Source organism: Nonomuraea sp. NPDC059194, from assembly GCF_042754765.1.
GTDB lineage: Bacteria > Actinomycetota > Actinomycetes > Streptosporangiales > Streptosporangiaceae > Nonomuraea.
Map to the genome: position 1 here is coordinate 38744 of NZ_JBHZBH010000002.1, position 19618 is coordinate 58361.

The 19618-nt window shown below is 70.7% G+C and carries 18 protein-coding genes; 3 read left to right on the forward strand and 15 right to left on the reverse strand.

All coding sequences use genetic code 11. The features are described from left to right. Positions 1–47: 47 nt before the first annotated feature. From ACFXJ8_RS02910 to ACFXJ8_RS02970, 13 genes are all read right to left on the reverse strand, one after another. Complete coding sequence (locus ACFXJ8_RS02910) at positions 48–3800, reverse strand: endo-alpha-N-acetylgalactosaminidase family protein (protein WP_379642094.1); 3753 nt, start codon at positions 3798–3800, stop codon at positions 48–50. A gap of 42 nt (positions 3801–3842) precedes the next feature. Further along, the gene (locus ACFXJ8_RS02915; protein WP_379642095.1) at positions 3843–4679 is read right to left on the reverse strand and encodes a carbohydrate ABC transporter permease; all 837 of its coding nucleotides are present in this window, start codon (positions 4677–4679) and stop codon (positions 3843–3845) included. Next, positions 4676–5617: a carbohydrate ABC transporter permease gene (locus ACFXJ8_RS02920; protein WP_379642096.1), complete on the reverse strand. Its 942-nt coding sequence runs from the start codon at positions 5615–5617 to the stop codon at positions 4676–4678. Before ACFXJ8_RS02920 ends, ACFXJ8_RS02915 begins: the two co-directional genes overlap by 4 nt. An 81-nt stretch (positions 5618–5698) precedes the next feature. Beyond that, positions 5699–7036, reverse strand: a complete 1338-nt coding sequence (locus tag ACFXJ8_RS02925) for an ABC transporter substrate-binding protein (protein WP_379642097.1) — start codon at positions 7034–7036, stop codon at positions 5699–5701. 309 nt (positions 7037–7345) lie between these two features. After that, positions 7346–8143: a tryptophan synthase subunit alpha gene (gene trpA, locus ACFXJ8_RS02930; RefSeq protein ID WP_379642098.1), complete on the reverse strand. Its 798-nt coding sequence runs from the start codon at positions 8141–8143 to the stop codon at positions 7346–7348. Between the two features lies 1 nt (position 8144). Continuing rightward, positions 8145–9374: a tryptophan synthase subunit beta gene (gene trpB / locus ACFXJ8_RS02935; protein WP_379642099.1), complete on the reverse strand. Its 1230-nt coding sequence runs from the start codon at positions 9372–9374 to the stop codon at positions 8145–8147. Between the two features lies 1 nt (position 9375). Then, positions 9376–10215 carry an indole-3-glycerol phosphate synthase TrpC gene (gene trpC / locus ACFXJ8_RS02940; protein WP_379642100.1) on the reverse strand — a complete coding sequence of 280 codons (840 nt, stop codon included), beginning with the start codon at positions 10213–10215 and terminating at the stop codon, positions 9376–9378. Positions 10216–10339: 124 nt separating this feature from the next. Next, on the reverse strand, positions 10340–10753 hold the full coding sequence (locus ACFXJ8_RS02945; RefSeq protein ID WP_379642101.1) for a DUF2752 domain-containing protein: 414 nt from the start codon (positions 10751–10753) through the stop codon (positions 10340–10342). A gap of 14 nt (positions 10754–10767) precedes the next feature. Beyond that, on the reverse strand, positions 10768–11274 hold the full coding sequence (locus tag ACFXJ8_RS02950; protein WP_379642102.1) for a DUF4190 domain-containing protein: 507 nt from the start codon (positions 11272–11274) through the stop codon (positions 10768–10770). A gap of 141 nt (positions 11275–11415) precedes the next feature. Then, positions 11416–11982 carry a Trp biosynthesis-associated membrane protein gene (locus tag ACFXJ8_RS02955; RefSeq protein WP_379642103.1) on the reverse strand — a complete coding sequence of 189 codons (567 nt, stop codon included), beginning with the start codon at positions 11980–11982 and terminating at the stop codon, positions 11416–11418. After that, positions 11979–12332, reverse strand: a complete 354-nt coding sequence (hisI, locus tag ACFXJ8_RS02960; RefSeq protein WP_379642104.1) for a phosphoribosyl-AMP cyclohydrolase — start codon at positions 12330–12332, stop codon at positions 11979–11981. The genes ACFXJ8_RS02955 and hisI overlap by 4 nt, the downstream gene beginning before the upstream one ends. Positions 12333–12385: 53 nt before the next feature. Beyond that, positions 12386–14161, reverse strand: coding sequence for an ABC transporter ATP-binding protein (locus tag ACFXJ8_RS02965; RefSeq protein WP_379642105.1), 1776 nt, complete (start codon positions 14159–14161; stop codon positions 12386–12388). After that, complete coding sequence (locus ACFXJ8_RS02970) at positions 14158–15963, reverse strand: ABC transporter ATP-binding protein (protein WP_379642549.1); 1806 nt, start codon at positions 15961–15963, stop codon at positions 14158–14160. Before ACFXJ8_RS02970 ends, ACFXJ8_RS02965 begins: the two co-directional genes overlap by 4 nt. 119 nt (positions 15964–16082) lie before the next feature. On the opposite strand from ACFXJ8_RS02970, the gene ACFXJ8_RS02975 reads away from it, so the two are divergent. From ACFXJ8_RS02975 to ACFXJ8_RS02985, 3 genes are all read left to right on the forward strand, one after another. After that, a complete protein-coding gene (locus tag ACFXJ8_RS02975; RefSeq protein ID WP_379642106.1) occupies positions 16083–16712 on the forward strand; it encodes a TIGR03085 family metal-binding protein in 630 nt (209 codons plus the stop codon). A 159-nt stretch (positions 16713–16871) separates the two neighbouring features. Further along, positions 16872–17033: a hypothetical protein gene (locus ACFXJ8_RS02980; RefSeq protein WP_379642107.1), complete on the forward strand. Its 162-nt coding sequence runs from the start codon at positions 16872–16874 to the stop codon at positions 17031–17033. A gap of 77 nt (positions 17034–17110) precedes the next feature. Beyond that, the gene (locus ACFXJ8_RS02985) at positions 17111–18439 is read left to right on the forward strand and encodes a glutamine synthetase family protein (protein WP_379642108.1); all 1329 of its coding nucleotides are present in this window, start codon (positions 17111–17113) and stop codon (positions 18437–18439) included. 9 nt (positions 18440–18448) lie between these two features. Here the strand turns inward: ACFXJ8_RS02985 and hisF are convergent, their stop codons facing one another. Both hisF and ACFXJ8_RS02995 read right to left on the reverse strand, forming a co-directional pair. Beyond that, positions 18449–19210 carry an imidazole glycerol phosphate synthase subunit HisF gene (gene hisF, locus ACFXJ8_RS02990; protein ID WP_379642109.1) on the reverse strand — a complete coding sequence of 254 codons (762 nt, stop codon included), beginning with the start codon at positions 19208–19210 and terminating at the stop codon, positions 18449–18451. Continuing rightward, a complete protein-coding gene (locus ACFXJ8_RS02995) occupies positions 19207–19608 on the reverse strand; it encodes a RidA family protein (RefSeq protein WP_379642550.1) in 402 nt (133 codons plus the stop codon). The genes hisF and ACFXJ8_RS02995 overlap by 4 nt, the downstream gene beginning before the upstream one ends. Positions 19609–19618: the final 10 nt, after the last annotated feature.

The following is a 19618-nucleotide window of genomic DNA, read 5'->3' on the forward strand; positions in this document are numbered from 1 at the left end:
CGCGGTGGGCCCCCGGGATCTTCCCGGGGGCCCTGTTCGTGCCGGGGTCAGCTGCAGGAGAGCCTGGCCTCGCCCCAGTCGGCGTGGTCGTTGCCGTTGCCGTCGCCGCCGTCGGCGACGCGGAGCTGGACGTTCTTGGCGCCGGTCAGGTCGGCCGTCAGCTCGTAGGCCGGGTCGGCGGCCCGTAGCACCGGGCTCTGCGCCACCACCCTGCCGTCGGCCACGACGGAGAACTGCACCGAGCCGCGCGTCGCCTGCACGTCGTCGACGCCGACCCAGGCCGACAGCGCCGTGCACCGCGCGCCGAGGAAGTACGTGACCGACGCGGGGGCGTGCGTGCCCAGGCCCTTGGCGAAGGCCTTCCCGCCGATCGTGATCGGCTTGCCGTCGCCCTGGCCCTGCTCGCCGTTGGACTGGTCGCGCTCGACCGGCCCCCACCCGTTGGTGGCCGCGGTCCAGTCGATGTCGCTGACGAACACGTCTCCGGTGGGCGGCGGCGGCATCGTCCGTACGGCGGCGCCCGCCTCCAGCGTCTTGGTCACCCCGCCCACCTCGTAGGTGAGCGTGGCCTTCAGCTCGTATGGCTGGTAGGGCGCGTCGACCGGCGGCGTCACCTTCCACCCGGTGGACAGCTGCTGACCGGGCTCGACGGACGCGGCGTTTCCGTCACCGGTGACCGTCCAGCCCTGCGGCGCGCTCAGCCGTACCGCGACATTGCGCGCGACGGTGTCCTCCAGGTTGGCGAACACGGTCGTCACGTCGTTGGGCAGTCCTGGCTCCAGGGTCTCGGCGGCGGGCCGCACCGCCAGCGAGGCGCAGGCGAGCTGGTCCTGGGCGGGTCCGAGGTCGGTGACGGAGAAGTCGTCGAGGACGAAGTCGGCGCCGTCCTTTTCGGCCTGCAGCGAGCGCAGGCCCACCCAGACGTCACCGCAGCCGGCGACGACCCGCTCGGTGAACGTGGCGGTGGTGAGCTTCTGCTCCAGCGGGGTCTGGCGCAGCTCGACCGTCTGTCCGGCCTTGTCGTAGCCGGTCACCCAGGCGAAGGTGCCGGGCAGCGCGTTCTGGTAGCGGAAGGACACCTCGTAGGCGTGGCCGGGCTCGAACCTGGTGCTCCATGGCACGGTCCGGTAGACCAGTCCCTTGCGCTCCTCGTGCGCCTTCAGCGACTCCTGGCCGCCGATGACGTCGTCGACGGCCTTGCCGTTCCATCCGGCCTGGGTGTAGGGGGCGTTCTTCTGTGCGAGGTGGGTGCGCGGGTCGGTGCTGCCGCCCGCGTCGCCCTTCACGAACGGGCCCCAGCCCTGGTCGACGTGCTCGAAGTCCTCCACCTTGCCGGTGGGCTCGGTCCTGACCAGCCGTACGTCGTCGACGCGCACGGCGGCCTCGCCCTCCTCGGCGGTGACGCGCACGGTCGCCTTGTCCTTGGGCGCGGTGAAGGCCACCTTGACCCGCTGGAAGTGCGTGCCGTGCTTCTCGTCAGCGGCCACCTGGTTCTTCACCGTCGAGCGGTCGAGCCAGGCGGAGACATCGACGTCGCGGGCGCCGTCCACGCTCAGCGTGGTGCGCCGCGCCTTGCCCGGCTCGACCTCGATCCAGGCCGACAGGCTGTAGGTGGCGCCGGGGGTCAGGCCCTTGAGCCGCTGCGCCAGCGAGGCCCGCGCGCCCGCGCCGAGCAGCGCGACCCGCTGACCGGTGGCGGTGGTCTCGACGCTGACCGCGCCGCCGGTCTCCCACTTGTCCATCGTGTCGCCGTTGAAGCCGGGGTCGGCGATGCCGCTGCCCTCACCCCACTGCGCCTTGCCCTGCTTGGGCGCCTTGCCGGGATGGAGGACGTACGGCACGCCCGCCTCCGCCTGCAGCGTGATCTTCCCGTTGACCGGGACGGCGGTGCCCACCTCCACCTTGCCCTGGGTGGTCAGCTTGTAGACGCGCATCTTCGTGGCCGCGTCCCAGGTGGTCGTACCGCCCGCCGGGTTGTAGTGGTAGTACCTGCCCTCCCACGGGATCAGGTAGGTGCCGCCGTCGATCACCTTGGCCTGGCCCGCGTACACCTCCCGCTTGCCGTTCACGGCCGTGGCGCGCACGCCGTCGCCGAAGACGATGCCGTCGGCGTTCCAGTCCATGATCGGGAAGTGCTGGAGGTACTTGGCGGGGAGGTTGTTCTCCCAGATGTTGCGGTAGAAGGCGGCCCAGTCGACCTCGCCGGTCCAGCCCTCGAACTCCTCGATGCGGGCGTTGCCCAGGATGGGGTGGCTGTTCCAGACGTCCTTTTCCTGGTTGCGGATGAAGCGGATGATCTGGGAGTTGAGCCCCTTGTTGGTGGCGCCGCCGTAGCTGAGGTCGCTGGCCCAGTGCGACCACAGGGAGGCGCGCTCCAGCTTGTCGGCCCACTCGCTGGAGACCTGCCAGCCCTGCTCGCGCAGTTCGGCGAGCGTGCGGTCGGCCACCCACCCGTGGGTGTAGTAGACGTCGAGGTAGAGCAGGGCGAGGTTCGGGTCGGTCTCCTCGCGCAGCTGCTTGAAGCGCTTGGCCAGGTTGCCGGTGGCCAGGTCGGTGCGCTGGTCGATGTAGTACGACTGGCCGAGCCAGTCCCAGCCCCTGGCGTTCTTGTTGACGAGGCTCTCGTCGAACGCCTTCGCCTCGGCGTAGGCCTCGGTGGCGTTGACGTGGACGCCGAAGGCGGCGTTCCAGTCCTTGCCGGCGCGCAGCAGCGTGTTGAGGTCCTTCAGCCCGCCCGCGCGCTTGTTGTAGTTGCCGCCGTAGTCGGGGTGGGCCGAGTCGTGGCCCTCGGACTGGTAGCCCTTGAGGATGGCGAGCTGGCCGAGCCCGTCGGTGGCCAGCGAGATCCGCTTGACGTCGTCGAGCGTGCGCAGGAACGGGTGGGTGGCCTGGCTGGCGAAGTTGAACGGGATGTGGATGGCCACCCGCTCGCGGGTCTGGTCGGCGCCGAGCGGCTTGACGCCGATCCGCCGGAAGGCGATCGCGCCGTCCTGCCAGTCCACGCCGCCGTCGCCGTTGGCGTCGGGGGTGACGACGACCTTGGCCCACGGCAGTTCCTCGGTGAACGGCGCGCCCGAGGCCCGGTAGGTCCACTGGCCGCTCCACACGCCGACCGTGACCTTGCCCGCCGCGTCCTTGCGGGCCTGGTGCCAGAACCTGGCGGCGTCCACGTTGGTGGCGCCCGAGGGCCGGTCGAAGCTGGAGTTCGACTCGATCGCGGCGGCGAGCTCACCGGTGTTGACGATGGCGTAGGTCGCTCCCACGGGGGCCGTCTCGGCCGGGGTGGCGGAGGTGACCTGGGCGAACCTGTCGGCGGTGCGGGTGGAGTCGGGGTCCAGCCTGGTGAAGGCGGTGGCCGCGCCCGCCTGGTCGCCGGCCACCGACACCAGGTCGTGTCCGGGGATGTCGATCGTGCCGACCCTGAACGCCTCGGTGTCCTTGACGGCGTCGATCCTGAACGTGGTGGTCGCGCCGTCCAGCGCGATGCTGGCCTCCAGCTCCACGCCCGGCAGCGCGTCGAAGGTCAGCCGGTAGCGGGCCGTGGCGGCGTCGCTCCCCGTCGAGACCCCGGTGACCGGGTACGGCTTGCCGTTCAGCTCCACGTCGGTGATCGGGGCGCCGGATCCGCCGAGCCTGGCGCCGCCCGGGGCGGTGTAGCTCAGGACGCGGGGGAAGTCGCCGGCCACGGCCACGGTGAGCTCGGGCGAGGTGAGAGTGATCGTCTCCGCCGCCGCGGCGGGCGAGACGGCTAATCCTGACAGGGTGAGACCGCCGACGAGGGCAGCCGAAAGCAGACGCATGGGCATCGCTCCTGCGTTTAGGGGGTGAAAGGGGGTGAGGGGTTAGAGCTTGACGCCGCCCGCGGCGAGGTCGGCCTTCCAGAACCGCTGCAGGCCGATGAAGGCGAGGATGACGGGGATGACCGACACGAAGGCGCCGGTGATGACCATGTCGCGGTAGAAGCCGTAGCGCAGGCTGTTCCACTTGACCAGGCCGAGCGTGATCGGCCACAGCGACTCGTCGTTCAGCACCATCATCGGCAGGAAGAAGTTGTTCCAGATGGCGACGAACTGGAACAGGAACAGCGTGACGAGGGCGGGCGCCATCAGCCGGATGGCGACGGTGAAGAAGATGCGCAGCTCGCCCGCGCCGTCCAGGCGTCCGGCCTCCAGCAGCTCGCCGGGCACCGCCGCGTCGGCGTAGACCCTGGCGAGGTAGACGCCGAACGGGCTGACCATGCTGGGCAGCAGGACCGCCCACACGGTGTCGATCAGCCCGATCTTGGACAGCAGGAGGTAGAGGGGCAGGCCGAGCAGCGGGATCGGGATGAGCACCGCGAACATGATCGTGGCGAAGACCGCGCCGCGACCCCTGAAGGGGTACTTCGACAAGGCGTAGCCCGCCATCGCCGAGACCACGGTCGCGCCGAGCGCGCCGCCGACGGAGTAGAGGACGGTGTTCAGCAGCCAGCGCGGATAGACGCCGCCGTCCTGCTCCATCAGCCTGCCCAGGTTGGTGCCGAGGTTGATGTCGCCGAACCACAGCGCGGGCGTGTCGAACAGGTCGCCGCCCGACTTGGTGGCCGAGACCAGCAGCCACCAGATCGGCAGCAGGATGTAGACCGCGACGAGGAACATGAACGCGGTGGTCAGCGTGCGGGAGCGCATGGTCGGCTTCATCGGTTCACTCCCCGGGCGGTCAGCCAGGCCGAAAGGCGGATGAACAGGTAGGACAGGCCCGCCGCGATCACCGCGAGGGTGAGCGCGATGGCCGTGCCCTGGCCGTAGTCGTTGTTGTCGAGGGCGACCTGCAGGGCGCGCATCAGCGGCGTGTAGTCCTTGCTCACCGACGTGGTGATCCTGCTGAGCACCATCGGCTCGTTGAACAGCTGCAGGGTGCCGATGATGGAGAAGACGCCGGTCAGCACCAGCGAGGGACGTACCAACGGCACCTTGACGTACCAGGCGGTCTTCCAGCCGCCCGCGCCGTCCAGTTCGGCCGCCTCGTACAGCGAGCTGGGGATCGACTGCAGCGCCGCGTAGATGACCAGCATGTTGAAGCCGACCCAGGTCCAGGTGACGATGTTGGCCATCGACCACATGACCGCGGTGTCCGAGAGCGGGTCGAAGGGCAGCACGTCGGCCAGCGGCGAGATGTCGGGGGTGTACAGGAACGACCAGACGATGGCCGCGATCACGCCGGGCACCGCGTAGGGCAGGAAGTAGGTCAGCCGGAAGAAGCGCTTGAACCTGGCGCCGGCGCTGTCGAGCAGGAGGGCCAGCACCAGCGACAGGCCCAGCATGATCGGCACCTGGACGACTCCGAACAGCAGCAGCCTGCCGACGCCGTCGACGAAGCTGCCGTCGGCGAAGACGGCGATGAAGTTGTCCAGCCCCGAGAAGACCCGTTCGGGCGTGCCGAACCCGAGCCCCGAGCGCTTCACCTGGTAGAAGCTCTCGTTGATCGCGTAGCCGATCGGGACCAGGAAGAAGACGACGAACAGCACCGCGAACGGCAGGAGGAAGATGGCTGCCGCCCTGTTGCTGGTCGGCCTGCCCTTCCTGCGCCGGGGTGGGGCCGCTCGGGTCACGTCGGCTTCGAGCTGGGTTGTTGCCATCGGTCCTCCACGTCACCGCCCGGCGGGGCGGTGACGGTTACACGGTGACGGTTACACGGTCGGAGATGCGGAAGGTCGGGGTCAGGGGGCGACGGTCAGGCCCTTGTCCTTCAGGGAGGCCACCGCCTTCTCCTGGATCACGGTGAGCGCCGAGCCCAGGGTGCCGCCCTTGCCGTTGGCCGCCTTGCCGAACTCCTCGCCGAAGACCGCGTTCACCGCGGGCATCGTCGGCCCCCATCCGAAGTCGGGGTTGACGTTCTTGCTGGCCTCGGCGAAGGTCTGGAAGACCTTCTGGTCACCGTAGAAGGGCCGTCCAGCGTTCATGTTCGGCAGCGAGCCGCCGTCCACGGTGACGGGGAACAGGCCGCCCTTGGCGATCAGGTCGTTGAAGGCGGTGGCGTCGGTCGACATCCAGGCGGCGAAGTCGACCGCCTCCTTGATGTTCTTGCACCCCTTCAGCACCGCGTTCGGCGAGCCGCCCGAGTTGCCGACGGCCGGGCTGGCGCTGTCCCACACCGGCATCGGCGCGACCGCCCACTTGCCCTTGGTCTTGGGCACGGAGTCCTCGAGCACCTTGGTCATCCAGACGGCGCTGACGACCGTGGCGCTCTTGCCGTCGGTGTAGTTCTTCCACATCGCGTCGGACCAGCCGGGCAGCACGTCGACGAGCTTCTTGTCGATCAGTCCCTGCCAGTAGTCGGCGACCTTGACCGTGGCCGGGTCGTTCATCCTGACCTGCCAGGCGTCGCCGTCGATGCCGAACCACTTGGCGCCGGCCTGCTGGGCGTAACCGGCGAACAGGTACATGTCGTCGGGGCTGAAGGTGGCGATGGACACCTTGGGGTCGGCCTTGCGCAGCTTCTCGCCCGCGGCGGCGAACTCGTCCCAGGTCTTCGGCACCTCGATGCCGTGCTTGTCGAAGATGTCCTTGCGGTAGAACAGACCCATCGGGCCCGAGTCGACGGGGATGCCGAACTGCTTGCCGCCGAAGGTGACCGTCTTGAGCGTCCACGGCTGGAACTTGGCGTTGTACGGCTGCGCCTGCGCGGTGATGTCCTCCAGCGCGCCCTCGACCAGGAAGCTGGGCAGCGTCTCCGCGCCGACCTGGGCCAGGCACGGCGCGTTGCCCGCCTTCACGGCGGCGAGCATGCGCTGGTAGCCGCCCTGCGAGCCCGGCTGCGTCTGGGTGAACTTCACCTGGACGCCGGGATGGGCCGCGTTCCACGCCTTGGTGGCGTCCTCGTAGCCCGGCGCCCAGCCCCAGAACTCCAGCGTGACAGGCCCGCCCGCGGCCGCCGTCGAGGCGGCGGCGGAGGGCGCCGCCGAGCTCGTGGGTCCCGCCTGGCCGCCGCACGCGGCCACAAGCGACACACAGACCAGCGCTCCGGTGGCGCCCAGGATCGTCCTTGACTTGCCCATCGTCTTTCCCTCCAGGCCACGCGGGTGCGTCGCCCGCGTCCGATGCCCGTAACCATGGCCCCGCGTGCCGAGCCGGGGCCATGGACAAACGATGAGCAGCCCTTGTACTTACGTGCTCACAGGGATGCGATATCGCACAGAAACACAAACGCGGCTGTCCTGTTACGACAGCCGCGTTGCTTCCGTGACTTCGGTAAGGCCGGCGCCGTCACGTCGGGGCGGCCGGCCGGAGTCGGCTGGAGCGCCGCGATGGACGGGCGCCCGCCGGTGACCTGGGTGGCCTCGGCGGGTGCCTGCCGTACGGACGACTCAGCGGGCGGAGACGCCCGCGCGCAGTTCGGCGGCCAGCAGGCGCACCTCGTTCAGGCCCGCGGCCTCATCGGGCGCGTCGAGCAGCCTGCGGATGAACGCCGAGCCCACGATGACGCCGTCGGCGTAGCCGGCGACCTCGGCCGCCTGGCTGCCCGTGCCGACGCCCAGGCCCACGCAGACCGGCAGCGAGGTGTGCGCCCTGGTGCGGGCCACCAGGGCCTCGGCGGCCACGTTCACGGTCTCCCTGGCGCCCGTGACGCCCATCAGCGAGGCCGCGTAGACGAAGCCCGTGCAGCACTCCACGACGGCCTTGATGCGCTCCTCCGTCGAGCTGGGAGCCACCAGGAACACCGTGTCGATGCCCGCCTCGGCTGAGGCGGCCCGCCACGGGCCCGCCTCCTCCGGCGTCAGGTCGGGCGTGATCGTGCCGACGCCGCCCGCGTTGGCCAGGTCGCGGGCGAAGCGCTCGGCGCCGTAGCGGTCGATCGGGTTCCAGTAGGTCATGACCAGCGTCGCCGCGCCGGTCTTGGCCACGCCCTCGACCGTGCGCAGCACGTCGGCGATGCGGGTGCCGTTGAGCAGTGACCGGTGGACGGCGTCCTGGATGGTCGGCCCGTCCATGAGCGGGTCGGAGTAGGGCAGGCCGATCTCGATGACGTCGCAGCCCGACTCGACCATGGCGGTGGCGGCCTCGACCGCGCCCTGCTTGGTCGGGAACCCGGCGGGCAGGTAGCCGACGAGCGCCGCCCTGTTGTCGGCCTTGGCCTTGGCGAACACCGTCTGAAGAGTCGTCATCTCACAGCCCAAAGTACTTCATGGCGGTGCCCATGTCCTTGTCACCGCGGCCGGACAGGTTGACCAGGATCGTGGCGTCGGAGCCGAGCTCGCGGCCGAGCTTCAGCGCGCCCGCCAGGGCGTGGGAGGACTCGATGGCCGGGATGATGCCCTCGGTCCTGGACAGCAGGGCGAAGGCGTCCATGGCCTCGGCGTCGGTGATGCCGTGGTAGGAGGCCCTGCCGCTGTCCTTGAGCCACGCGTGCTCGGGGCCGACGCCCGGGTAGTCGAGGCCCGCCGAGATGGAGTGGGACTCGATGGTCTGGCCCTCGTCGTCCTGCAGGACGTAGGTGCGCGAGCCGTGGAGCACGCCGACCGAGCCCGCGGTGAGCGTGAGCGCGTGCTCGCCCGACTCCAGGCCCCTGCCCCCGGCCTCGTAGCCGTGCAGGGCGACGTCGTGGTCGTCGAGGAAGGCGTGGAAGATGCCGATGGCGTTGCTGCCGCCGCCGACCGCGGCGCAGATCGCGTCGGGCAGCCCTCCGGTCAGCTCCAGCATCTGGCGGCGGGCCTCGACGCCGATGATGCGGGCGAAGTCGCGCACGAGCTCGGGGAACGGGTGCGGGCCAGCGATCGTGCCGAACAGGTAGTGGGTGTTGTCGACGTTGGTCACCCAGTCACGGAAGGCCTCGTTGATGGCGTCCTTCAGCGTCTGGCTGCCGTTGGTGACGGGCACGACCGTGGCGCCGAGCAGCTTCATCCTGGCGACGTTGAGCGCCTGCCGCTCGCAGTCGACGGCGCCCATGTAGATCACGCACTCCAGGCCCATGAGCGCGGCGGCGGTGGCGGTGGCCACGCCGTGCTGGCCCGCGCCCGTCTCGGCGATCACGCGGGTCTTGCCGAGGCGCTTGGTGAGCAGCGCCTGGCCAAGCACGTTGTTGATCTTGTGGGCGCCGGTGTGGGTGAGGTCCTCGCGCTTGAGCACGATCCTGGCGCCGCCGGCGTGCTCGGCGAAGCGCGGCACCTCGGTCAGCGTCGTGGGACGGCCCGCGTAGGTGCGCAGCAGGTGGTCGAACTCGGCGATGAACGCCGGGTCGGTCTTGGCCTCGGCGTAGACGGAGGCGACCTCGTCGAGGGCGGGGATCAGCGCCTCCGGGACGAACCTGCCGCCGAAGATGCCGAACTTGCCGCCGCTGTCGGGGTCGTCGCCGCGGGCTCCGTTGCCGGCCAGGTCGGCGGCGGTCAGGACAGTCATCTCATCCCTCTGATCCGTGGTCGGGTCGGGTCGCGGGGTGGGCGCCGGCCGTGACCAGGGCCTCCACCGCCTTGCGCGGGTCGGCGCCGGTCACCAGGCTTTCGCCGACCAGGACGGCGTCAGCCCCTGACCGCGCGTACGCTAGCAGGTCGTGCGGGCCGCGAACCCCCGACTCGGCGATCTTGATGATGCCGTCGGGAATCTTCGGTGCGAGCTTGGCGAAGACGTCGCGGTCCACTTCCAGAGTCTTGAGGTTGCGCGCGTTGACCCCGATGATCCTGGCGCCGGCGGCGACCGCCCGCTCGACCTCCTCCTCGGTGTGGACCTCGACGAGCGGGGTCAGCCCGATCGACTCGGCCCGCTCGATGAGCGAGACGAGCGCGGGCTGCTCCAGCGAGACCACCATGAGCAGGGCCAGGTCGGCGCCGTGGGCGCGGGCCTCCCACAGTTGGTAGGAGGTGACGATGAAGTCCTTGCGCAGGATCGGGATGTCGACCCGCGTGCGAACCGCGGCGAGGTCGTCCAGGCTGCCGCCGAAGCGGCGCCGCTCGGTCAGGACGCTGATGACGTGGGCGCCACCCTCTTCGTAGTCGGCGGCCAGCGCCGCCGGGTCGGCGATGGCGGCCAGCGCGCCCTTGGACGGGCTCGACCGCTTGACCTCTGCGATGACCGAGACCTTGTCGCCGCCAAGCGCCGCGTAGGCGTCTCGCGGCGCGGGGGCGCGCCTGGCGCGCTCCTTCAACTCCTCGAGCGACACCGCCGCCTGCCGGTCGGCCAGATCTTCTCGCACGCCGGTCAGGATGTCGTCGAGAACGGTCCCGCTCAGGCTCCGCTCGTTCACGCGATCAAGGTCCCTCCGGTCGACAGTGGTGGGGGCGACGAGGAGTTCGCGTCGGCGTCCGCTCCCCGTCCCGTCTTTGCGATGGTATCGGCCGCCGCGGGCCCGCCTTGCCACAGCCCCCCTGCTACGGGGCCAGAAAAGCACCGAAAGGCAGATTACGGACGACCCAGAAGACCAGGACGAGCGCCAGGAGCGCCCAGAGGTAGGCCGGCCGCAGGGCGCGCGGCCGCCACGGCCGCCCCCGCCACTGGCCCGCCAGCCACCTGAACCACACGTAGGCGACGACGGGTACGGCGAGCACCAGCAACGGGTTGAGCTTCAGCGCGGCCACGGGATCGAGATGGGCCAGGGCGTGGGTGGCCCGCAGCGCGCCGCAACCGGGGCAGTACCAGCCGGTGAGCGTCAAGAACGGGCACGCAGGATAGTGGCCTGACTCGTTGGGATCGACCACCCCCACATAGGCGAAAGCCGCCCCCGCCGCCAGGGCGAGACCCAGCGGTGCGAGAACGGCTTTCCGGCCGCGTGTGTCGGTGACCACGCTGCCAACGATACCTAGTAGGTGGCTCCCACGCTGGCCGCGTAGCCGAGCAGGCCGACCCAGAAGATCAGGAAGATCACCCAGCCGGCGAGGCCGACGTAGGACAGGATCAGGCCCGCCAGGGCCATGCCCCTGCCCTCCTCGCCGGTCTTCTTGATCTGACCGAGCGAGATGTGGCCGAGGATGGCGCCGACGATGGAGCCGACACCACAGGTGAGCAGGCCCACGATGCCGCTGATGAGAGCGGCGATGGCCATGCCGTTGGTCTTGTTCGGCTGCGGCGCGCCGTAGCCGCCGTAGGGGTCGTAGCCGCCACCGGGAGGAGGCGGGTAGCCGCCGGGAGGCTGCGAACCGTAACCACCCGAGCCGTAACCGCCCGAACCCTGGCCCGCGCCGTACCCGCCGGATCCCTGACCGGCGCCATAACCACCGGAGCCCTGACCACCCGCCGGAGGGCCGTAACCACCCCCGGGCGGCTGCTCGCCGTAGCCCCCGCTACCGCCCTGGTTTCCGTAGCTCATACCGACGACTCCTCATGAATAGCGAATTGCCCGCAGAGCTTAGCGAGAAGCTGTCCTCCACGTGCGGAAGTAGCCGCATTGTGGACCTTTTGTAACCCTGCGGTCACGCGTGCTGCCTGCCATGGTCGTGCCCGGCCGTCATCAGCGCTCCTCGGTCGGGTCGTCTCCCCTGTCGATAGCCTCCCACAGCGACTTGTCGTCGCGTGGCCCGGCGTCCGTCCGCGGGCGGTCGTAGCGGCCCGACATGCTCGCCCAACCCGTGCCGCGTACGGCGGCCAGCACGCCGGCCGCGACGAGCAGCGCGCCGCCCGCCAGCGCCACGTACGGCCAGACGGCGTGCACGAGCGCCGTGACCTCCTGGGTCGCCGCCCCGACGGGGTTGCGCCGGGCGGCCAGCTCCCGCGCGGCCGAATCATCGGCGCCCTGCCAGGCCAGCAGCGCGACCCCCGCCCCGCACAGCGCCAGCACGCCGCCGACGATCCTGCGCCACACGCCCTTGGTGGCGAACAGCGCCACCATCGCCGCGAGCGCGGCCAGGGCCAGCGGTTGTCCGGCCGGCGCCAGGTCGCCGCCCGTCAGCTCGACGGGCGCGGCGGCGCCGTAGGTGACGGAGGTCCAGACGCGGCCGGCGGCCAGCAGCGGCAGGCCCGCGCCCGCCGCGCACAGCACCAGCCAGGCGCCCAGCTCGCGTTTCACGCCAGGTTTCACGCCGGGTTCCACGACAGGGGGAGCGGGTCGGCGTCGAAGCAGGTGCGGTCGCCGGTGTGGCAGGCGGCGCCCACCTGGTCGACCTTGAGCAGGATGGTGTCGCCGTCGCAGTCGAGCGCCACGGATTTGACGTGCTGGACGTGGCCTGAGGTGTCGCCCTTGACCCAGTAGGCGGAGCGGCTGCGCGACCAGTAGGTGGCCCTGCCCGTGGTCAGCGTGCGATGCAGCGCCTCGTCGTCCATCCAGGCGAGCATGAGGACCTCGCCCGTGTCGTACTGCTGGACGATGGCGGGCACCAGCCCGTCGGGAGTGCGCTTGAGTCGCGAGGCGACCTTCGGGTCGAGGGACATGCGGCCATTCAACCAGGCAGGCGCGGCGATGCCGCGCCTGGGCCGGGTGGGGGCTAGGAGTGGGCGGCCGAGACCCACGAGGCGTGCAGGTCGGCGTAGACGCCGGGCTCCTCGACCAGGTCGGCGTGCGGGCCGCGCTGGACGAGCCGTCCCGCGTCGAAGACGAAGACCTCGTCGGCGTTCTCCGCGGTCGACAGCCGGTGGGCGATCGAGATCGCGGTCCTGCCCCTGGTGACCCCTTCCAGTGCCCTGGCCAGCCGTACCTCGGTGGCGGGGTCGACGGCAGAGGTGGCCTCGTCGAGCAGCAGCAGGTCGGGGTCGGCCAGGTAGGCGCGGGCCAGGGCGACGAGCTGGCGTTCGCCCGCCGACAGCGACTCGCCGCGCTGGCCCACCTCGGTGGCCAGGCCCTTGGGCAGGCCCTCCAGCCAGTCGGCCAGGCCGAGCTCGGTCAGCGCCAGCGAGATCTCCTCGTCGGCGGCCGACGGCCTGCCGTAGCGGATGTTCTCGGCGAGCGTCCCGTCGAACAGGAAGCCGTCCTGCGGCACCATGACGATCCGCTCCCTCAGCGAGGAGAAGCGCACGTCGCGCAGGTCGTGGCCGTCGACGGTGACGCGGCCGTCCACCGGGTCCATCAGCCTGGTGAGCAGCTTGGCGAAGGTCGTCTTGCCGGACCCGGTCTCGCCGACGACGGCGATGCGCGTGCGCGGCGGGATGGAGACCGACAGCTCGTGCAGGACCGGCGCGCCGCCCGGGTAGGCGAAGTGCACGTCCTCGAAGGCGACGGCGATGGGCCCGCGCGGCAGGGTGACGCCTTCCTCGCCCGGGTCGGCGACGTCGGGCGGGGTGTCGAGCACGCCGAGGACGCGCCGCCAGCCGGCGACCGCGTTCTGCGCCTCGTTCAGCACCTCGGTGGCGATCTGCAGCGGCGAGACGAACAGCGTGACCAGGAACAGGAAGGCGACCAGTTTGCCGGCGCTGATGTCGCCCGAGATGCCGAGCCTGACGCCCAGCAGGACGATCCCCGCGATGGCCAGGGCCGCGACGATCTCGGTGAGCGGGAAGACCAGGCCGACGATCTTCTGGGCGCGCACCTGGGCGCTCCTGTTGGCGTTGATCGCGGTGTCGATGCGCTCGGAGGTGCGGCGCTCGGAGCCGTAGGCGCGGATGACGGCCGCGCCGACGACCGACTCGCTGACGGCGGACAGCATGTCGCCGGTGCGCTCGCGGACGGTGGTGTAGGCCGACGACAGCCAGCGCTGGAAGCGCGGCAGGGCGATCATCAGCGGGATGAAGCAGACCCACACCAGCAGCGTGAGCTGCCACGAGTAGACGAACATCAGTGCCGTGGCGACCAGCAGCTGGCCGAACGCCACGATGATCATCAGCCCGCCCCACTGCATGAAGTTGCTGATCTGGTCGATGTCGTTGGTGACGCGGGAGACCAGCGCGCCGCGGCGCTCGGTGTTCTGGGTGAGCACGGACAGGTCGTGGACGTGCCTGAAGCCGCGGACCCTGAGCGTGGCCAGGGAGGCCTCGGTGGCCTTGTAGAGGCGGACGTTCATCACGTAACCGCACAGGGCGGTGATGATGACCGCCGCCGCGCACAGCAGCACCGCTCGGGAGATGTAGGAGATGTCAGGGGTGCCGGACTTGAGGCCCGTGTCGATCGTCTGCTGGACGGCGATCGGCACGATGATCTTGCCGACCGTGGCGACCACGGCCAGGGCGAGCGTGCCCGCCAGCCCCTTGCGGAACTCCGGCGTGAGCGAGAGCCCGTGACGGACGGTGCCCAGCGCCGACCGGCCCGAGTCCTGGAAAGCGCCGCTCATGCCACGACCTCTTCTTCCTCTTCCGCCGCGATCGCGGCCCTTTCGGCCTCTTCGCGCTCGTAGGCGGTGACCAGGTTGCGGTATCCGGGGCAGCGCCCGAGCAGTTCCAGGTGGGTGCCGCGGTCGACGACGCTGCCGCGGTCCAGGTAGACCACCTCGTCGGCCAGGGCGATGGTGGCCAACCGGTAGGCGACGACCACGACGGTCGAGGCCGCTCCCTCCTCGGTGGTGGCTGCCGCGTTCAGGTCGCGCAGGCCGTACAGGATCTTGGCCTCGACCTGTGGGTCCACGCTGGAGGTGGCGTCGTCGAGAATCAGCAGGCGCGGGCGGCGCACGACCGCGCGGGCCAGCGCGATGCGCTGGCGCTGGCCGCCCGACAGGCTGGTGCCGCGCTCGCCGACCTTGGTGTCGAGCCCGGACGGCAGCTTGGCGACGAAGCCGTCGGCCTGGGCCAGGCGCAGCGCGGCCCACACGTCCTCGTCGGGGACGTCGAGGCCGAGCGCGATGTTGCCGCGCACGCTGTCGTCGAACAGGAACGTCTGCTGCGGCACCAGCGCGACCGCGTCGGCGATGCCGCCGTAGGCGATGTCACGCAGGTCGACGCCGTCCAGTCGCACCTCGCCCTTGTCCGGGTCGACCAGGCGGACCAGCGTCTGCACGAGCGTGGACTTGCCCGACCCCGTGGGCCCGACCAGCGCCACGGTACGGCCGGCCGGGACCTCGAAGGTGACGTCGTGCAGCACCTCGGCCTCGCCGTAGGAGTAGGACAGCGCGGATACCTGGAGCCCGGCGGGCGCCGAGCCCGGCACGCCGGCCTGGCCGTAGTCCATGGAGCCGGTCGCGTCGAGCACCGCCTGCACCCGCTGCCAGCCCACGACGCTGCGGGGCAGTTCGGCCAGCACCCAGCCGAGCGCGCGGATGGGGAAGGCCAGCAGCGTGAACAGGTAGGCGACCTGGATCAGCTCGCCGGAGTTGATGGCCCCGCCCGACAGCCGCACCGCGCCGACCATCAGCACGATCAGCACGCCGAGCGTCGGCAGCGCCTCCAGCATCGGGTCGAACAGGCCGCGGACCTTGCCGACGGCGATGTTGGCGTCGCGCAGCTCGTGGGCGCGGCGCTCGAACCGCTCGGTCTCCAGGTCCTCGCGGCCCAGGGTCTTGACGACCAGCGCGCCGTCGAAGCTCTCGTGCGCGATCTCGCTGACCTCGGCGCGCAGCTGCTGGGCGTGGGTGGCCAGCGGGCTGAGCCTGCGCTGGTAGACCAGGTTCAGCACGGCGATGGCGGGGAAGATCAGGAAGCCGACGAGGGCGAGCACGGGGTCGGTGACCAGCATCGCGACCGCCGCGGTGAGCAGCATGACGATCACGCCCACGGCCATCGGCAGGGGCGCCAGCGGCGCCCACGCGGCCTCGGCGTCGGCGCTGGCGTTGGACAGCAGCTGCCCCGTGGGGTGCTGGTGGTGCCAGGCCAGCGGCAGGCGCAGATACTGCTTGGTGACGTCCCTGCGCGATCTGGCCTGCATGCGGTACTGCAGGATGCCGGCCAGGATGCGCCTGCCCGCCACGCCGATCGCCTTGAGCAGGGCGGTGGCCATGATGAGAAGGACCGAGATCCACAGCGCGCCCGCGCCGGTCTCGCCCCTGGCGAAGGCGGGCAGCACGGCGTTCTCCGTCGCCCAGCCCAGTGCCCAGGCCGAGGCGACCGTCATCGCGCCGTACAGGCCGCTGCTGATGACGGCGGCTGCGAAAACCGCCTTCTCCGTGCGGATGGCCACCCCGAGAACACGGAGCCCCTGACGCATCACGGCTGAGGTGACCTTGGTCGCCACTCGAGGAAGATCCTTTCAATGGGGAAATCTGTACTTAAGTCCCTATCATGGTTGATCAGCTGGATATTCCCGCGCCCCAGTAGAATCGTCTGGTGACTCACGCCCGCGGCGAACGTTCCGCTCTGTGTGACCTGTTCGACACGCTCGGCCCCGAAGCGCCGACGCTGTGCGCGGGCTGGAGCACCTACGACCTGGCCGCCCACCTCGTGCTGCGCGAGCGGAGGCTCGACGCCGGTCCGGGCATCGCGCTCAAGCCGCTGGCCGGCTACACCGCCTCGGTCCAGGACGGCCTGAAGGCCAAGCACCCCTTCCCCGAGCTGGTGAACATCGTGCGCAGGCCCGGCGGCGTGTACGGCCTGCTGCCCCCGCTCGACGAGGTGGTCAACACGCTGGAGTTCTTCGTCCACCACGAGGACGTGCGCCGCGCCCAGCCGTCGTGGGAGCCGCGCGAGCTGCCCGGCGAGCTGGAGCGGCTGCTGTGGCGGCGGCTCGACATGGGGGCCAGGGTCATGCTGCGCAGGTCGCCGGTCGGCGTGATCCTGCACCGGCTCGGCGGCGGGGTGGCCATCGGCGGGGCCAAGGACGGCCCCAAGGTGGAGGTCACGGGGAAGGCGAGCGAGTTGCTGCTGTTCTGCTTCGGACGGCAGGAGCACGCCAGGGTCGACCTGACCGGCGACCCCGACGCCGTCGCCCGCCTCACCCACGCCTCCCTCGGCATCTGAAGGGCGGGCCGGATTTCCCCGCCCCAAGGCGGGCTGATGGCCGTACGATGGCCAGGTAAAGACGCCCCCCGGTTATGATCAAGAACATCTTCATAGAAGATGCCACTGATCGGCCCAGATCGGGTATATACGGCTGGGAATGGACTGCAGGAGGCCCCCATGCAGGTCAAGAAGGTCCTCACGTATCTCGCCGTGGCCTTCGTCGTCTTCTACCTGTTCACTCAGCCGAAGAACGCGGCGGCGGCGGTCAGCAACGTGTTCGACGGGATCGTGAACGGAGCCAACCAGTTGGCCGTCTTCTTCACCAACGTCGTGACCTGACAGACCCAACGATCCGCGCAGGTGGCGGGTCGTGCGTGTTGCCACCGACCTGACATCGAAAAGCGTAGAGTCGATCGATGAGAGATCGCCGAAGCGTCATCGAGCGGGCCGAGACCGAGGGCATCGAGCTCGTCCGGTTCCTCTATGCCGACCACGGCGGGGTGATCCGCGGCAAGGCGGCGTCCCGCACCCGGCTGGGCGAGCGGCTCGCCTCCGGCATCGGTCACACGGTGGCCATGATGGCGATGAACATGCTCGACCAACTCCAGGAGGTCGAGCAGTTCGGGCCCGTCGGCGAGGTCCGGATCATGCCGGACCCGTCGACCTTCGTTCCCCTCCCTTACTCTCCCGGCGCCGCCGCGATGGTCTCCGACCTGGTCCAGCTGGACGGCACCCCGTGGGGCGCCTGCCCGCGCACCTTCCTCAAGGACGCGGTCGCCGAGCTCGACAGCGAGGGCTACGCGCTGGTGGCGGCCTTCGAGCCCGAGTTCACCCTCGGCCGCCGCCTGCCCGACCCCTCGGGCGGGCCCGACCGGCTGGTGCCGATCGACGACAGCCTCTGCTACGCCACCACCGGCTTCGACCTGGCCCACGACTACGCGATCACCCTGGTCCGCGCCCTGGAGGCGCAGGGCCTGCGGGTCGAGCACTACCACCCCGAGCTCGGCCACGGCCAGCAGGAGCTGTCGATACGGCACGCGCCCGCCCTCAGGGCCGCCGACAACCACCTCCTCTATCGCGAGACCGTCCGCGGCGTGGCGATGCGGATGTCCATGTGGGCGTCGCTGGCCCCCAAGCCCATCGCCGACCAGGCGGGCAACGGCGCCCACCTGCACCTGTCGCTGTGGGACTCCGCGCTGCACGCCAACCTGTTCGACACCCGGCCCGAGCTGATGTCCCGCTTCGTCGCCGGGCTGCTGGCCCACCTTCCCGCCCTCACGGCGCTGACGTGCGGCAGCGTCAACAGCTTCCGGCGGCTGGCGCCCCGCATGTGGTCGAGCGCCTACGCCGTCTACGGGCCCGACAACAGGGAGGCTGCGGTCAGGGTCTGCTCACCGGTCGGCGAGCAGGGCTCGGCCAACCTGGAGCTGAAGCCGTCCGACTCCTCGGCCAACCCCTACCTGTCGCTGGGCGCGGTCATCCACGCGGGCCTCGACGGCATCAGGCGCGAGCTGGACCCTGGCGAGGCCGTGCTCGTCGACCCCGACACCAGGCCGGGCGCCTACCCGCGGCTGCCCTCCTCCCTCGACGAGGCGCTCGACGCCCTGGAGGCCGACCCGTTGCTCATGGCGGCGCTCGGGCCGCTGCGCGCCGAGGCCTACCTGGCGGTCAAGCGCTCGGAGGCGGCGGCGTTCAAGGAGCGCGACGCCGCCTTCGAGGTGTCGCAGCACATGCGGATCTTCTGACGACGGCCGCTACCTGACCGGGTGGCCGGCCGTACGGAGGGTGTCCTTGACCTCGGAGATCTTGAGCGTGCCGAAGTGGAACACCGAGGCGGCCAGCACCGCGTCGGCGCCCGCGGCGACGGCCGGGGGGAAGTGCTCCAGGCGTCCCGCGCCGCCGCTGGCGATCACCGGCACCCTGACCGCGGCCCGCACCGCGCGCAGCATCTCCAGGTCGTAGCCGTCGAGCGTGCCGTCGCCGTCCATGGAGTTGAGCAGGATCTCGCCCACGCCCAGCTCCTCGCCGCGCGCCGCCCACTCGACGGCGTCGATACCGGTGCCGCGCCGGCCGCCGTGCGTGGTGACCTCGAAGCCCGAGGGTGTGCCCGGCGCCCTGCGGGCGTCGACCGACAGCACGACGCACTGGGCGCCGAACCGCCTGGAGGCCTCGGTCAGCAGCTCGGGGCGGGCGATGGCGGCGGTGTTGAGCGACACCTTGTCCGCGCCCGCGCGCAGCAGCTTGTTCACGTCGTCGACCGAGCGGACGCCGCCGCCCACGGTGAGCGGGATGAAGACCTGCTCGGCGGTCCTGCGGACCACGTCGAACATCGTCTCCCGCTCGCCCGACGAGGCGGTGATGTCGAGGAAGGTCAGCTCGTCGGCGCCCTCCTCGTCATAGCGGCGGGCCAGCTCCACCGGATCGCCCGCGTCGCGCAGGTTCTCGAAGTTGACGCCCTTGACCACGCGTCCCGCGTCCACGTCCAGACACGGGATGACTCGAACCGCTACCGTCATGCCCGAAACGCCTCGATCTCGATCTCGACCAGCATCCGCTTGTCGATCAGCCCCGCCACCTGGACGCCCGTGCACGCGGGCCTGACGTGCCCGAGCACCTCCGACAGCGCCGTGCCGACCGCGTCGTAGTGGCGCTCGTCCACCACGTAATAGCGCACCATGACCACGTCCTCCCTGGTCAGACCGGCGGCCTCGACCGCGTCGAGCGCGATGTCGAAGCACGTCATGGCCTGCAGGTAGGCGTCGCCCTCGTGCTGCACCACGCCGCCGACCGTGGCCGTGCATCCGGAGACCACGACCCTCGGCCCGGCCACCACGGCCCTGGCGTAGCCGTACTTCTCCTCCCAGACGCCGCCCGAGAAGACCCTCGACCCCTCGCGCACGCAGCTCGCGCCCATCACGCGTCCC

Excerpts from the sequence above, each read along its gene's own strand:
- trpA (WP_379642098.1), bottom strand. The coding sequence starts at position 8,143 with ATGACGACTCTTCAGACGGTGTTCGCCAAGGCCAAGGCCGACAACAGG.
- ACFXJ8_RS02995 (WP_379642550.1), bottom strand. The coding sequence starts at position 19,608 with ATGGGCGCGAGCTGCGTGCGCGAGGGGTCGAGGGTCTTCTCGGGCGGC.
- ACFXJ8_RS02950 (WP_379642102.1), bottom strand. The coding sequence starts at position 11,274 with ATGAGCTACGGAAACCAGGGCGGTAGCGGGGGCTACGGCGAGCAGCCG.
- ACFXJ8_RS02980 (WP_379642107.1), top strand. The coding sequence starts at position 16,872 with ATGCAGGTCAAGAAGGTCCTCACGTATCTCGCCGTGGCCTTCGTCGTC.
- ACFXJ8_RS02915 (WP_379642095.1), bottom strand. The coding sequence starts at position 4,679 with ATGAAGCCGACCATGCGCTCCCGCACGCTGACCACCGCGTTCATGTTC.
- trpB (WP_379642099.1), bottom strand. The coding sequence starts at position 9,374 with ATGACTGTCCTGACCGCCGCCGACCTGGCCGGCAACGGAGCCCGCGGC.
- ACFXJ8_RS02985 (WP_379642108.1), top strand. The coding sequence starts at position 17,111 with ATGAGAGATCGCCGAAGCGTCATCGAGCGGGCCGAGACCGAGGGCATC.
- ACFXJ8_RS02920 (WP_379642096.1), bottom strand. The coding sequence starts at position 5,617 with ATGGCAACAACCCAGCTCGAAGCCGACGTGACCCGAGCGGCCCCACCC.
- hisF (WP_379642109.1), bottom strand. The coding sequence starts at position 19,210 with ATGACGGTAGCGGTTCGAGTCATCCCGTGTCTGGACGTGGACGCGGGA.
- ACFXJ8_RS02970 (WP_379642549.1), bottom strand. The coding sequence starts at position 15,963 with ATGCGTCAGGGGCTCCGTGTTCTCGGGGTGGCCATCCGCACGGAGAAG.
- ACFXJ8_RS02910 (WP_379642094.1), bottom strand. The coding sequence starts at position 3,800 with ATGCGTCTGCTTTCGGCTGCCCTCGTCGGCGGTCTCACCCTGTCAGGA.
- ACFXJ8_RS02925 (WP_379642097.1), bottom strand. The coding sequence starts at position 7,036 with ATGGGCAAGTCAAGGACGATCCTGGGCGCCACCGGAGCGCTGGTCTGT.
- ACFXJ8_RS02965 (WP_379642105.1), bottom strand. The coding sequence starts at position 14,161 with ATGAGCGGCGCTTTCCAGGACTCGGGCCGGTCGGCGCTGGGCACCGTC.
- hisI (WP_379642104.1), bottom strand. The coding sequence starts at position 12,332 with ATGTCCCTCGACCCGAAGGTCGCCTCGCGACTCAAGCGCACTCCCGAC.